Below are 13992 nucleotides of genomic sequence, written 5' to 3' on the forward strand. Positions count from 1 at the left end.
GCCGGCTACAGCCAGCCGCCTTTGAAGCCCGCGCGGCGCAGCCCGGTGCGCACGAACGGATTGGCGCGGCCCAATCGCCACGGTAGGCCGCTGCGGTAGTTCTCGATCATCAACACGATCATCCCTTGGTCGAGGCCGAATTCACCCTCCGAAATCCAGCCGTTCGGGCCGGACTCAACCAGTGTCGGGTTGAAGCCACTGGCGCGGGCAAAGCTGGCGTGATCGCCGTTGGAGCGCAGCCAGAGCGCCCGCAGCGCGGGCAGCACGAGTTCGGGTGCGAAGACCAGTGACGACAGCGTCGACGAGCCGCAGAGCGTGCCATCGTCCGGGCCGTAGGGCACGCCACGGGCCGCATAGCCGTAGAATGTCTGGCACCGGCCGGCGATGCGGCGCGCGCTCGCCTGGGGCCCGTCGCCGGCCGACAGGCCCCAGCAATTCGCACCATAGTCGACAAAGCTGCCCGGATTGCGGATCGCGTACTCGCGCTGCACATAGGTGGCGCGGCGGCTGTTCTCGAAGTAGTCACAGTTTTTCTCGCGCATGAAGGCGTCGCGGATGCCGCGAAAGTCAATCCACGCGTGCGAGAACTGATGGATAAACAACGGTCCGGCGTACAAAAACTCGTATCCGTATAGGTTCTCCCATTGGTAGGTCACGGTCCATGCGCTGAAGCTCTCGTCGGTCAGCCTATGGGTCGGTGAGCCCAGGCCCAGCGCATAGAGCAGAATCGCCTCGCTGTAGCCTTCCCAGCCGTAATTGAGAAAGCCACACTCGGGCTTCCAGCCGTGCGTCACCGCGCCGCCCTCGCGCTGTGCCCAGCACCAGTCAACGCGGCAGTACAACGCGTCGGCTAGTCGCCGCAGTTCGCTTTCATCCGGTTCGTCGGCGTCGAAGTAAGCCGCCGCCGTCAGCACCCCGGCTATCAGGAACCCGGTGTCGATGAGCGAAACTTCCGAGTGCCAGACGCGCGTGCCGCTGTGCATATCGAGAAAGTGAAAATAGAAGCCGCGGTAGCCCGTCGCCCGTGCGCTTCCCGACTGGTCGCTGGCCATCAGAAAGCGCAGCGTCACCAGCGTGCGCTGCACTGCGTCGGCGCGTTCCATCCAACCCCGTTCGACGCCCACCGGATAAACCGACAGCGCGAAGCCGATCACCGCGATACTGCACGGTGCGCCCTCGTGGTTGGTGTCGGCCACTAGGCCGTTGGTAGGGTTATAGGCCGTTTGAAAGTAGGCAAACGCAGCGCGTTGCAGTTGTTCGAGTAGTGCGTCGTCCGACGGCGGCTGTGGTGACTGCGCGCGGTTCACCGGGCGTGTATTCATGGTGATGCAATCGCCTTATCGACGATTGTCTGCGCCTCTTTCAGGATGCGTTGCAGGTGCTCGCTGCCGTTAAAACTCTCGGCGTAAATCTTGTAGATGTCTTCGGTACCCGACGGCCGCGCCGCGAACCAGCCGTTTTTGGTGACAACCTTTATGCCGCCAATGGCCGCAGCGTTGCCCGGGGCGTGATCGAGCACAGCGGTGATCGCTTCGCCGGCCAGGTCGTGCGCACTGATGCTGGTTGGCGTGAGCGCCGCGAGTTGTGTCTTCTGCGCCGCCGTTGCTGGCGCCTCAACGCGATCAGCAACCGGCTCGCCAAGCTGTTGAGTCAGCTGCACATAGGCCTGGGCTGGGTTCTGCCCGCAACGCGCCGTGATCTCGGCGGCCAGCAGTGCCGGCACCAGGCCGTCTTTGTCGGTGGTCCAGACCTTGCCGTCGCGGCGCAAGAAGCTGGCGCCGGCACTTTCCTCGCCGCCAAAGCCAAGCGAGCTGTCCAGTAGCCCGGGCGCAAACCACTTGAAGCCGACCGGCACTTCGTACAATTTGCGATCCAGCCTTGCTGCGACGCGGTCAATCAGACTCGTGCTGACCACCGTCTTGCCGATCGCAGCGTGTGCGCCCCACGCCAGGCGGTGTCTGAACAGATAGTCGATGGCCACCGCGAGGTAATGATTCGGTGGCATCAGGCCAGCTGCGGGCGTAACAATGCCGTGGCGGTCGTGGTCGGTATCACAGGCGAATGCGATGTCGAAGTTGTCCTTCATGCCCTCTAGCCGCCGCATTGCATAGGTTGACGACGGATCCATGCGGATCTGGCCGTCCCAGTCGACCGTCATGAAACCGAAGGTTGGGTCGACCACGTCGCTGACCACGGTAAGGTCAAGCCGGTGTTGCTCGGCGATGCGCGCCCAGTAGTGCACGCCGGCACCGCCGAGTGGATCAACGCCGATGCGAATCTTGGCGTCGCGGATAACGTCGAAGTCGATCACGCTGTCGAGATCGGCAACGTAGGCGTTGAGGAAGTCGTAGCGGTGCGTGGTCGAGGCGCGCAGTGCCCGCGCGTAAGGTACGCGCTTGACCCCCGTCAGCCCGGCTTCCAGAAAGCGGTTTGCGGCGGCCTCGATGCCGGCCGTGATGTCGGTCCCGGCCGGGCCGCCGTTCGGTGGGTTGTACTTGAAGCCGCCGTTGTCGGGCGGGTTGTGCGACGGCGTCACCACAATACCGTCGGCCAGCCCCGAGCTTCGTCCCCGATTATGGGTCAGAATGGCGTGGGAGATGGCCGGTGTCGGCGTGTACTCGTCGTCCGTCGCCAGCATTACATCAACGCCGTGGGCGGCCAACACTTCGAGCGCACTCGCGCAGGCCGGCTGCGACAGGGCATGGGTGTCGATGCCTAGAAACAGCGGTCCGCTGATGTGCTGGCTCTGGCGGTATTCGCAGATCGCCTGGGTAATTGCCAGCACGTGCCATTCGTTGAACGAGCACTCGAACGACGAGCCGCGATGGCCGGAAGTGCCGAAGGCAACACGCTGCGCCGGCACCGTTGGGTCGGGCACGCCGGTGTAATACGCACTGACCAGGCAAGGCACGTCGACGAGCAGTGAGCGGGTCGCCGGTTTGCCGGCCAGAGGGCTGATCATAGTGGGCATCGTTGGCTCCTCAGGGTTGGGTTGCAGGCGTATTGGCCGAATGTCGGCGCCGATAACGCCGGATCAGCGCGTTGGTTGAACTGTCGTGGTTGAGTGGTGTGGTGTTCGCGCTATCGAGCTCGGGCAACACACGCTGCGCCAGTACTTTGCCGAGTTCGACTCCCCATTGGTCGAACGAATCGATGCCCCAGATCACGCCCTGCGTGAACACGCTGTGCTCGTAAAGCGCGATCAGCGCGCCCAGAATTTTAGGCGTCAATTGTTCGGCCAGGATCGTGTTGCTCGGCCGATTACCTTCGAAAACATGGTGCGGCACCTGCTCGGATGGGATGCCCTCGGCCGCCACGGATGCCGCGTTCTTACCGAACGCCAGCGCCTCGCTCTGCGCAAACAGGTTGGCGATCAGCAATTCGTGCTGATCGCCAAGCGGGTTCAGGCCCTGGCAGAAGCCGATAAAGTCGCACGGCACCAAGCGAGTACCCTGGTGCAGCAACTGATAGAACGAATGTTGGCCGTTGGTTCCGGGCTCACCCCAGAGGATGGGTGCGGTGTCGACGTCGACGCGCTGGCCGGTCTGAGTCACATGCTTGCCGTTGCTTTCCATTGTCAGCTGCTGCAGGTACGCCGGAAAACGCTTCAGGTACTGCTCGTACGGCAACACCGCGGTGGTTGCCGCGCCGAGAAAGTTGTTGTTCCAGATCGCCAGTAGCCCGAGCAAGGCGGGCATATTCGCCTCAATCGGCGCCTGGTGAAAGTGTTGATCCATCGCGTGGAAACCGGCCAGCAAGTCGCGAAAGTGCTGCGGGCCGATGGCGATCATCGTCGACAGACCAATCGCCGAGTCCATCGAGTAGCGGCCGCCCACCCAATCCCAGAAGCCGAACATGTTTTCGGCGACAATACCGAACTGCGCCACTTCTTGAGCATTAGCGGAGACAGCGGCGAAATGCCGCGCGACAGCTTTGTCGGCGCCGAGCTGGTTGACACTCCACTCGCGCGCCGCACGCGCGTTGGTCAGTGTCTCCTGCGTGGTGAAGGTCTTCGAGCAGACGATGAAAAGCGTTTCGGCGGCGTCAAGATCGCGTGTTGCCTCAACCAGATCGGTGCCGTCGACGTTGGAAACAAAACGCAGCGTTAGATCGCGCTGGCTATAATGACGCAAGGCTTCATAAGCCATCACCGGCCCCAGATCAGAGCCGCCGATGCCGATGCTGATGACGTTACGAATACGCTTACCGGTGTGGCCGAGCCAGCCGCCGCTGCGCACGGCGTCGGCAAATGTCGCCATACGCTGCAGCATCGCCTGCACCTCGGCGACCACGTCGACGCCATCGACGAAGAGCTTGTCGTTAGCCGGTGCACGCAGCGCGACGTGCAGCACAGAGCGCTTCTCGGTGGTGTTGATCAGGTCGCCACGGAACATGGCTTCAATACGCTCGGTCAGACCACAGTCGGTGGCGAGTGCGGTCAGTAGCTGCAACGTTTCCCCGTCGATGCGGTTCTTCGAATAGTCAAGATACAGGCCGGCCGCTTCAAGTGAGAATTGTTGGCCGCGCTGCGCGTCGGTCGCGAACAGATCATGCAGATGAGTGTGGCCAATTTTCCTATGGTGGGCCACGAGTGCCTTCCACGCCGGCTGCAACGTTGGCGAGCTTGGAGTGGCGCGTGATGTCGCGCCTTGGCGGGCGCTCATGTGTCGCTCCCGGTCAGGCTGGTGCGCTTTTCGGTGATGCGCGCAAGCAGTGCCTGCCACGATGCGGCAAAAGCATCGGCGCCCTCGCGCTGCAAACGAGCGGCCAGGGCTTTGTCGTCGATGCCCTCGCGCCTGAACACTTTCAACTCCACCTCGGCGTAGCCCCCATCGATTGGCAGCGTGGCGCTCACCTCGCCGTGATCGGCAAAGGCATGCAGGGTCTTTTCGGGAATCGTGTTGATGGTGTCAGGCGCCGCCAGCGCCTCGACGTACAGCGTGTCCGGTGCGGTAGGGTCCTTGGTTCCAGTACTCGCCCACAGCAGCCGCTGCGGCCGTGCGCCCGCTTCAGCAAGTTGCAACCAGCGCGGCGACGCGAGCAAATTGCGATAGGCTTTGTAGGCGCCCATGGCGACCGCAATGCCCAGGCGATTGTGGAAGACTGGCGCGACGTCGTCCTGCACGGCCACGTCCCAGCGGCTGACGAATATTGAGGCCACAGAGCGTACGTTTGGGTCTAAACCCGCCTCGATACGGCGTTCGATGCCACGCATGTAGGCCTCGGCCGCCGCCAGGTACTGTTCTTGCGAGAACAGCAATGTCACGTTCACCGGCACACCGGCGAAGATCGATTCTTCGATGGCTTCGGCCCCGGCGGCTGTGCCGGGTATTTTAATAAAGAGATTTGGCCGGTTGGCCGCGGTATGCAACCGGGCTGCGGCCTGGATGGTGCTGGCGGCGTTGTCGGCCAACAAAGGTGACACTTCGAGAGAGACCCAGCCGTCAAGCCCGCCGGTGGCATCAAAGACCGGACGAAACAGATCGGCCGCAGCGGTCAGATCCTCCAGCGCGAGCGCAAAGAACAGATCCTCTACGGATTCGCTGCGTCGCGCCAGGCGCTTTATCGCTTCATCGTAGAAGCTGCCGTGACCAATCGCGTGTTCGAAGATCGTCGGATTTGACGTCAAGCCGGTCACCGACCAGTCGGCGATGTAGCGCGCCAGGGTGCCCGTTTCGAGCATTTCGCGGCTGATGTTATCGACCCACAGGCTCTGGCCCAGATCGTGCAGTTTTCGGGTGTTGGTGTTCATCATGCCTCCTTGTTCGCGCGCGGCTTGATCAATTGCAGGAGATCGAGATCTGCGAGTTCGCCGATGTGCTCGATGGTGATGTCGGCAGCTGGCTGGCTGGCAACCACGGCCGGGTCCAGAGCGTAATGACCCTGGCGTGGAAAGATGGTGGTAAGCCGCTGCTGCCAGATTGCCTTCATAGCCGTGAGGATGCGCAGCTTGTCGTCGACCATCACGTAGTGGCGTGCCGGATAGTGGCGGTGTACGGCGTCCAGCACTTGTTCCTTGTGCACGTACACCAGCGCACGACCCTCTACGGCGTCCCACAAGCCCGAGCGCTGCAGTTTGCGCGGCTGGAACACCACGTCGCCGTCGGTCAGGATCACCGTCTGCCCGAACTGATCCAAGTGTCTGATAACCTCCAGGGTGCGCGGATACAGTCGATCGGCGAACGGGTAATCGATCAGAAATGACGACATCAGCAGCAGACGCTGTTCGTCGAAACTGCCCTGTTCGACGTCAATTCGGTAGCGTTGCAAGGCGCCCAGGTAATCGACATAGCCGAGTTCTTCGCGCATGCCGTCAAAAATTGTCCAATAGCGCTGCGCGCAGGCGGCGCCGAACTCGCGCTGCAAGTGCTCGCGCAGGTCGCTGACGATGCGGTCGCCGTCGAGCAAGGTGTTGTCGACGTCGAGCAGAAAGACCCGGTCGGCCGTCATTGCGGACCTCGTTCGGGCTTGTCGTTCTGAGTCGGTGCGTCAGTTGCGGGGTCGTGCCAGCCACCGTCATCGGCGATCAGCATGTCGGCTGCGATCGGGCCCCAGCTCCCGGCTTCATACGACAGTGCGGGGCCATGCTCGGTCAGGACTGGCTCAACCACTGTCCAGGCCGCCATCACCGCGTTCGCGTCGGTGAACAGCGCGCCGTCGCCTGCCATCGCGTCACCGAGCAGGCGTTCGTAAGTGGACATCGCACCCGGCTCTTCTTCGCCATCTCTCCCCCCCAAATATAGCTCACGCTGAACGCCAACGAACTTTTTGCCCGGGCGTTTGATGCGCGCTGCCAGCGCAATGCTGGCCTCGGGCTGCAAACGAAAGCGGAAGTAGTTGGCGCGGCCAGCGGCCGGCCCCGAATCGTCGAACAAACATTGTGGCGGTGGCTGCATCTGCACCTGAACCTCAACCACCGAACGCGGTAGCTGCTTGCCGGCGCGCAGGTACCAAGGAACGCCGGCCCAGCGCCACGAGTTAATGAACAGGCGCAGCGCGCAGAATGTTTCGACATCGGAGTCGTTGGCGACGCCTTTTTCATCGCGGTAACCGATGTATTGGCCGCGTACCAGATCACCAGGCTTAAGCGGCTGCATCGCGCTAAGCACGCTTGATTTAGCGCTGTGCACGGCTTCGAACCCTTGGAAGGCCGGCGGCTCCATTGCCAGCATCGCGACGATCTGGAACAGATGGTTTTCGATCACGTCGCGCAGGCAGCCAGCGCTTTCGTAAAAGGCGCCGCGCCCACCCACCCCGAAGTCCTCGGCCAGCGTCACCTGCACGCTGGCGATGTGGTGGCGATTCCAAACCGGTTCGAGAAACGAATTCGCGAAGCGAAAGTACAGGATATTCATGATCGCCTCCTTCCCCAAGTAGTGGTCGATGCGGAAGATCGATGACTCGGGAAAGACAGCCTGCGCCACGGCGTTCAATTCGCGCGCGGATGCGAGATCGCGACCGAAGGGTTTCTCGACGATGACCCGCGCGTCCTGTGCCAGGCCCGCGTGGCCCAGGCTCTGGATCACGATGGCGAACAGCGAGGGGGGGATCGCGAGGTAAAACGCTGGCCGCTGCGCGCCATCAAGTGCCACCTTTAAAGCGGTGAAGGTGGCGGCATTATTGTAGTCGCCGCTGACGTAATTGAGCAGCGCGATCAGACGATCAAATGCGGCGGGGTCATCGATGCCGCCGGCATGATCTTCGTGCAGCAGGCTGTCGCGTACGTGGCTGTGCCATTCGTCAACGCTCCACTTAGATGATGCCACGCCGAGCACTGGCACTGTGAGTGAGCCTTTCTTCACCATGGCGTAGAGCGCAGGGAAGATTTTCTTGCTGGCAAGATCGCCGCTGAAGCCGAAGATCACCAAGGCGTCGGAATGCGACCGATCTGCGCTCGCTCCGGTGCCATCGGTGGCGTTCATCGCGAGCCGTCCTGTAGCTTCTCGATATGGCCGCCGAAGGCGTGGCGCATCGCCGACAGCAACTGGTTAGCAAAGTCTGCCTCTCCGCGAGACGCGAGACGCTCGTGCAAAGCCGCGCTGAGCACTGGCGTAGGTACCCCCTCGTCGATCGCCGCCTGGAGAGTCCAGCGACCTTCACCCGAATCTGAAACACGGCCGTCGAAGGCTTCGAGCTGCGGATCCTGCAGCAGCGCGCCGGCGGTAAGATCGAGCAGCCACGAGCCGATCACGCTGCCGCGGCGCCAGACCTCGGCAATCTCGGGCAGATTCATCTCATAGCGGTAGAACTCGGGGTCGCGCAGTGGTGTGGTTTCCGCATCGCTGGTTTGTTCTTGTTGGCCGATGTTGGCGCTACGCAAGATGTTCAGGCCTTCGGCATAGGCCGCCATGATGCCGTACTCGATGCCGTTGTGAACCATCTTGACAAAATGGCCCGCGCCCGACGGGCCACAATGCAGAAAACCTTCTTCTGCCGGTGCGTTTGCGCCGCTGCGCCCGGGCGTGCGCGGTGCCTTTCCAACGCCGGGTGCCAGCGCAGAGAAGATCGGTGTCAGGTGTTCGACGACAGGCTTTTCGCCGCCGATCATTAGGCAGTAGCCGCGATCTTCACCGGCGACGCCACCGCTGGTGCCGACATCCAAGTAGTGTATGCCTGTCTCGAACAGGCTTTTTGCGCGTCGAACGTCGTCGCGGTAATAGGAATTGCCGCCGTCGATGACGATATCGCCCGAATCCAGATGTGGCGCTAGCTGTTCGAGAGCCTGATCGACGATGGCGGCCGGCACCATTAGCCACAGCGCCCGCGGGCGGGCCAGTTTGGCCACGAGCTCCTCCGGCGAGCTTGCGCCAGTGGCGCCTTGCGCGCACAAGGCGGCGACCGCATCGGGTTGCGTATCATGAACGACGCACGTGTGCCCATTGGCCATCAGGCGTCGCGCCATGCTGGCCCCCATCCGTCCCAGTCCGATCATTCCGAGTTGCATGTTGTTCTCCGGTTTTCTTTCGGTCTTTTTTTCGATATACAGCCTTAGCGATCAATTGCTTTGAGGCAGGTTCACGATGACCAAGTGCACCTGACCGTCATCGACGAGTGTGAAAGAGCCACCGTCAATTTCGGCGCCATCTAGGACAACGCTCGTAGTAGTTGCAGCTTCGGCGCGGCGACAGGTGATGTCGTAGCGCGAAGCGCCGAAACGGTATTGCATATCGAACGTCATCCAGTGCGGCGGCAGGAGAGGGCGCATGCGCAGTTGGTTGCCGCAGCGTTGCAAACCGAGCAACGACTCACTGATCAACTGAAACATCCACCCAGCCGACCCGGTGTACCAGGCCCAACCGCCGCGCCCGACGTGTGCCGGGTTGGTGTAAACGTCACCTGCGAGCACATAGGGTTCCACTTTGTAGGTGGTAACGGCCGCAACGTCCGCCGTGTGGTTCAGCGGGTTCAGCAGAGCGAACAATTCCCATGCGCGCTTGGCGTCGCCGAGTGCCGCGAAGGCCATCGCTGCCCACACCGCCGCGTGGGTGTATTGGCCGCCATTCTCGCGCACGCCTGGCACGTAGCCCTGAATGTAGCCGGGCGATGGCGTGCTGGTATTAAACGGCGGGTCGAGCAATTGCACGAGTTTGGTGTCACGGTGTACGAGCCGCTCATCGAGTGAGGACATTGCGCGCTGCGCGCGCTCGGCAGGTGCTGCGCCGGACAAGACCGACCAGCTCTGCGCAATCGAGTCGATCTGACATTCGGCGTTCGTGGTAGAACCGAGCACGCTGCCATCGTCGAACCAGGCGCGCTGGTACCAGGCACCGTCCCAGGCCGAGGCCTCAGTGCGCGAGCGTAGCTCCCGAGCCTGGTGTTCGCACAGCTCGGCAAAATCGAGCTCGCCATGCGCCCGTGCCAGCGGCGCGAAGCGCGTGAGTACTTCGTACAGGAAGAAACCCATCCAGACGCTTTCACCACGGCCACCGGCGCCCACCAGGTTCATACCGTCGTTCCAGTCGCACGAACCCATCAACGGCAGGCCGTGAACCCCTTGCGTCAGACCCCGGCGGATCGCTCGTACACCGTGTTCATAAAGGCTTGCGACTTCGTCCGATACATCCGGCCGTTCGTAATTCGACATCTCGTCTTCTCTTAATAGTCGGCTTTGCAGAAAGGCGCAAGTCTCGTCAAGAACGCCGGTGTCGCCGGTGGTTTCGACATAGCGACAGATCGTCAGCGGCAGCCACAGAAAATCGTCGGCGCAGCGCGTACGCACTCCCTTGCCGGAAGGTGGATGCCACCAGTGCTGGGCATCGCCTTCTATGAACTGGCGTGAGGCGGTGCGCAGCAGGTGCTCACGCACCAGGACCGGCGCGGCATGGACCAGCGTCATCACATCCTGGAGCTGGTCGCGAAAACCAAATGCGCCGCTGGATTGATAGAAGCCGGTGCGGCCCCACAGCCGCGATGCGATCACCTGATACAGCAGCCAGCCGTTGGCCAGCACATTCAGCGTCGGATCGGGCGTCTGCACCTGAACCGCGCCCAGTGTGTGATGCCAAAACGCGTTCACGGCGTCGAGCGCCTCGTCTGCCGCGCGGGGCCGGCGCCAGCGGCTTACCAAGTCACGCGCCTCGTCAGCGGTCTTGCCCGCACCGAGTTTGAACACCAAAACGTGCGTTTGTCCCGGTGCCAAGTCAACGCCGACGCGCAGGACCGCACACGGGTCGAGCGCGGCGCCGACCCGGCCCGACAGGTGCGCCTGCGACAGTGCGGCCGGTGCAGCCAGACTGCCTGCTGTGCCAAAGAAGCCGGCTCGGTCGCCGCAGACCTCGGTCGTGGAATTAACGCCGTCGGTATGGACATCGAAAAACGCGGTGCGACCTTCGAAGTCGGTGTTGTAAGCGTTGCGCGCGAATAACGCACCGGTCTGCGCGTCAACCTCCGTCACCACGTGCATTTTTGTCTTCGCGCGTTCGTCGCCGAGCACCCAGTCGACGTAACCGGTGACCGCCAGCTGGCGCGGTCGATCTGATTGGTTGCGTAAGCGCAGAACCGAGAACTTGACCGGGCTGTCGATCGCGACGTAGATGCGCAATTCGGACTCGATGTCGTCTTCAGTGTGTTTGAATAAGCTGTAGCCGAAACCGTGGTGGATGGTGTACGCGCCGGCGCCGGGCCTGGGCAGCAGCGTCGGTGACCAGGCCCGGCCGCTGACGTTGTCACGGATGTAGAGCGCTTCCGTGTTGGGGTCGCTCACCGGGTCGTTGGACCAGGGTGTCAAGCGGAATTCGTGGGCGTTCTCGCTCCAGGTAGTTGCGCTGCCGCTCTCTGACACCACGGTGCCGAAGTCGGGGTTGGCAATCACGTTGACCCAGGGGGCGGGCGTCATGCGCGTCGCTGACGTGGTGATGACGTATTCGCGGCCGTCGGGCGTGAAGCCGCCGTAGCCGTTGAAAGCGAACAGGTTATCGGGTAGGGGGTGGTTTGCGACCGCGAGTGCCGGCGCCTGCTCGGGTTCGTAGCCGGGGCCGGGTGTTGCATCGGTGAAGTGAAGCGCGAGTGGTGCGCTAAGCTCGTTGGCGTCGGTGATGACGATTCTCGCGACGCTTTGCAACAGGATGCGATCACCCTCGTCGAGCGTTGTGCCGTCGAGCACGAAGATCCCGCCGGGTTTGCCAATAAGGGCCGCTCCGGGTCCCGCGTCAACCTCCTGCCGGGCCCGATCAAAGAGCCGCGGTTCATCGTCGGTCGAGGTTGACGGCGTGCACAGCACGGCCAGTTCGCTGCGCAGACCGAACGCGGCCCAGTAGGCGTGCGCGCGCACCATCTGTTGAATGGCTATCGTTAATTTCGGGCCGGTCAGAGCCAGCAGTACAACAGGTACATCGCCCGAGATGCCAAAGCCCCAAAGTCCCGACTGTCCACGTCGGTTTTTCTCGATAACGTCGGCGTTTGCACGCAGCCCGGCTGTGCCGTAGGCAACCGATACCGCCATGCGCTGGTAGAGCACTGCGTCAGCGTCGTGTGCGCCGAGCCTGCGCAGCAGGGCTCGGCGATATGCGCCAGCCTGTTGCAGAATCTGTCTTGCTGCTTGGGCCTTCCGAACTTTTTGTACCAGCGCTACGCAGGCCTCGCGCGTGGTCGCGACACCGGTCAGCCAGTCGATGGTGATTGACCCACCCGCTTCGAGAACGAATGGGACACGGATGGCGGCCACCGCGTCGAGCACGGGGCCCACGGTGCCCGATAGTGAGGCACCATCTTCCAAGGCCTGCGGATTGCCCGCGTCGCGGCCGCGCCCGATGAAACGCATGCGATCGGTCTCGAACGTCATGGTTCCGGCCGCCGCGCCGCCCACCAACGCCGTGTGAAAGAACCAAGGCGTGGGGTCGGCGGGCGCGCTTGGCCGCCGGGTTGCGATGATCGCTTGTAACGGCCGATAAAATTCGGTTTCAATGAAAAGCTTGCTGAACGCCGGGTGCGCAGAGTCGGTTGCCGGCGGGCTCAGCACAATTTCCGCATAGCTGGTCGCGCTGAGCGTCAGGCGTCTTGTAGAAATATTGGTAAAAACAACACGGCGCAATTCCACCGGCTCGTCCAACGAAACCGCGAATTCACTGCGGGTCTCAAGGGTTTCGTCATGCGCCCAGACGCTGGAACGGCCGTCGCGAAAGTCATGTCCGGCGGTTCCTTTCAGCCCTCTGCCTGGCGCTGCATCGCCCCGCACATGGAGGCGCGTGCCGCAGAGGTCGAGCGTCGCGTCTGCGCACCACCGCGTGACCGCCAGGCCCTCCCAAAAGCTGGTTCCATGACCCGACTCAGTGACCATGAGGTGATACGAACCGTTAGACAGAAGTTGAAGCTCAGCCATGATTGGACCGACCTCGCAATACGGTGGCGGTAAACAGTTAGCTCAAAGAGTATGCGCCATTTAAGGTGTTGGTCGGTACGCTGGCGCACAAACCACGCCCGGTGTGGATTAATGTTGCGGCAAACAGGGACATCACAGCATTCCGTGGGTGGACGACGATCGTAGCTGTTAAAGTGCACTCTATCCGATAACACCGAATGGAAATGTTAATGATGAGCACCAACACGGCACTGGGCAGGCTATTTGCGCGGGCTCGATCACGCACCGTACTTGTGTATATCATCGGGGGTGTGTTTCTCGTCGCCGCTGTGATTGCTAGTGTCGATCTGGTTCACCACGTCGCCGCAATCGAAGCCTGGATTGCTCATCTCGGTGTGTGGGGAATTACGGCGTTCATCGTGCTTTTTGTTATCGCGACGTCGTTGCTGGTACCCGAATCGGTCTTGGCGATGACGGCCGGCGTGCTGTTCGGTTTTGCCTGGGGGCTGGGTGCCGTAATGGTGGGCACTTTTATCGCAGCGAGCTTTCAATACGCTTTATCGCGATGGTTCTTGCGTAACAGGATTGCGACGGTGCTGGAATCCCGGCCTTCATTACGCGCGATTCAGCAGGCGGTTCTCACCAACGAATTTAAGCTTCAGGTGCTATTGCGACTGACTCCGCTGAACCCGGCAACCATCAGCTACATGCTTGGCGCAACGGGTGTGCGTTTTTCAACGTTTTTACTCTCCTGCTTTGCCCTAGTGCCGCACGCAGTGATTGAAGTGTATTTCGGTTATGCCGGACAGCACGCGGCACAGATGGTTGGGCGTGACAAAGGCGGGCTAAACCTGCACGACTTTGTCATTTTCGCAGGCTTCGTTGTGACCGTTATCGTCGTCGCAGTCGTTGCGAAGATAGCGCACAAGGCTGTCGTGGAAGCCGCATCACAGGTCGAAGCAAGCGCGTCTGCTGTTGCAACCAACAATACTGCGCCCAAGCTCAAGCCCAAGCCCAAGCCCAAGCCCAAGCCCTGAATAATAGCCGTTTGATACTGACTTGGCGTTGCCTTACGTTTACCTACGAATTTATTGAACCATTAAATCGATTATTCCTTTCTTTTTGTCAGCCAATTTAAATCTGTTTCTTTCATTATTTTAAAGTTTCTGAAAACTTTAATCTTCTATGATTATGGT

Annotated in this window: 9 protein-coding genes; 1 reads left to right on the forward strand and 8 read right to left on the reverse strand. The window is 61.6% G+C overall.

Annotated elements, in window-relative coordinates; translation table 11 throughout:
- Positions 1-5 precede the first annotated feature (5 nt).
- From MIH19_RS10345 to MIH19_RS10380, 8 genes are read right to left on the reverse strand one after another with little or no spacing between them, the layout of a single operon-like run.
- On the reverse strand, positions 6-1322 hold the full coding sequence (locus MIH19_RS10345) for a glucoamylase family protein (protein WP_249008779.1): 1317 nt from the start codon (positions 1320-1322) through the stop codon (positions 6-8).
- A complete protein-coding gene (gene pgm / locus MIH19_RS10350) occupies positions 1319-2962 on the reverse strand; it encodes a phosphoglucomutase (alpha-D-glucose-1,6-bisphosphate-dependent) (protein ID WP_249008982.1) in 1644 nt (547 codons plus the stop codon). Before pgm ends, MIH19_RS10345 begins: the two co-directional genes overlap by 4 nt.
- Positions 2963-2981: 19 nt before the next feature.
- The gene (gene pgi, locus MIH19_RS10355) at positions 2982-4664 is read right to left on the reverse strand and encodes a glucose-6-phosphate isomerase (protein ID WP_249008780.1); all 1683 of its coding nucleotides are present in this window, start codon (positions 4662-4664) and stop codon (positions 2982-2984) included.
- Entirely contained in the window at positions 4661-5752 is a 1092-nt protein-coding gene (gene tal / locus MIH19_RS10360; protein WP_249008781.1) for a transaldolase, read from the reverse strand. Before tal ends, pgi begins: the two co-directional genes overlap by 4 nt.
- Positions 5752-6450, reverse strand: a complete 699-nt coding sequence (locus tag MIH19_RS10365; protein ID WP_249008782.1) for an HAD family hydrolase — start codon at positions 6448-6450, stop codon at positions 5752-5754. The genes tal and MIH19_RS10365 overlap by 1 nt, the downstream gene beginning before the upstream one ends.
- Entirely contained in the window at positions 6447-7922 is a 1476-nt protein-coding gene (zwf, locus tag MIH19_RS10370; RefSeq protein WP_249008783.1) for a glucose-6-phosphate dehydrogenase, read from the reverse strand. Before zwf ends, MIH19_RS10365 begins: the two co-directional genes overlap by 4 nt.
- Positions 7919-8944: a phosphogluconate dehydrogenase (NAD(+)-dependent, decarboxylating) gene (gene gnd, locus MIH19_RS10375; protein WP_249008784.1), complete on the reverse strand. Its 1026-nt coding sequence runs from the start codon at positions 8942-8944 to the stop codon at positions 7919-7921. Before gnd ends, zwf begins: the two co-directional genes overlap by 4 nt.
- Before the next feature lie 51 nt (positions 8945-8995).
- Positions 8996-12817: a hypothetical protein gene (locus MIH19_RS10380; protein ID WP_249008785.1), complete on the reverse strand. Its 3822-nt coding sequence runs from the start codon at positions 12815-12817 to the stop codon at positions 8996-8998.
- A gap of 209 nt (positions 12818-13026) precedes the next feature.
- Here MIH19_RS10380 and MIH19_RS10385 point away from each other — a divergent pair, with 209 nt between their 5' ends.
- Entirely contained in the window at positions 13027-13833 is an 807-nt protein-coding gene (locus MIH19_RS10385) for a VTT domain-containing protein (protein ID WP_249008786.1), read from the forward strand.
- Positions 13834-13992: the final 159 nt, after the last annotated feature.

Source organism: Marinobacter sp. M1C (assembly GCF_023314135.1).
Classification (GTDB): Bacteria; Pseudomonadota; Gammaproteobacteria; order Pseudomonadales; family Oleiphilaceae; genus Marinobacter.

Excerpts from the sequence above, each read along its gene's own strand:
- MIH19_RS10365 (WP_249008782.1), bottom strand. The coding sequence starts at position 6,450 with ATGACGGCCGACCGGGTCTTTCTGCTCGACGTCGACAACACCTTGCTC.
- MIH19_RS10380 (WP_249008785.1), bottom strand. The coding sequence starts at position 12,817 with ATGGCTGAGCTTCAACTTCTGTCTAACGGTTCGTATCACCTCATGGTC.
- pgi (WP_249008780.1), bottom strand. The coding sequence starts at position 4,664 with ATGAGCGCCCGCCAAGGCGCGACATCACGCGCCACTCCAAGCTCGCCA.
- pgm (WP_249008982.1), bottom strand. The coding sequence starts at position 2,962 with ATGATCAGCCCTCTGGCCGGCAAACCGGCGACCCGCTCACTGCTCGTC.
- MIH19_RS10385 (WP_249008786.1), top strand. The coding sequence starts at position 13,027 with ATGATGAGCACCAACACGGCACTGGGCAGGCTATTTGCGCGGGCTCGA.
- tal (WP_249008781.1), bottom strand. The coding sequence starts at position 5,752 with ATGAACACCAACACCCGAAAACTGCACGATCTGGGCCAGAGCCTGTGG.
- zwf (WP_249008783.1), bottom strand. The coding sequence starts at position 7,922 with ATGAACGCCACCGATGGCACCGGAGCGAGCGCAGATCGGTCGCATTCC.
- gnd (WP_249008784.1), bottom strand. The coding sequence starts at position 8,944 with ATGCAACTCGGAATGATCGGACTGGGACGGATGGGGGCCAGCATGGCG.
- MIH19_RS10345 (WP_249008779.1), bottom strand. The coding sequence starts at position 1,322 with ATGAATACACGCCCGGTGAACCGCGCGCAGTCACCACAGCCGCCGTCG.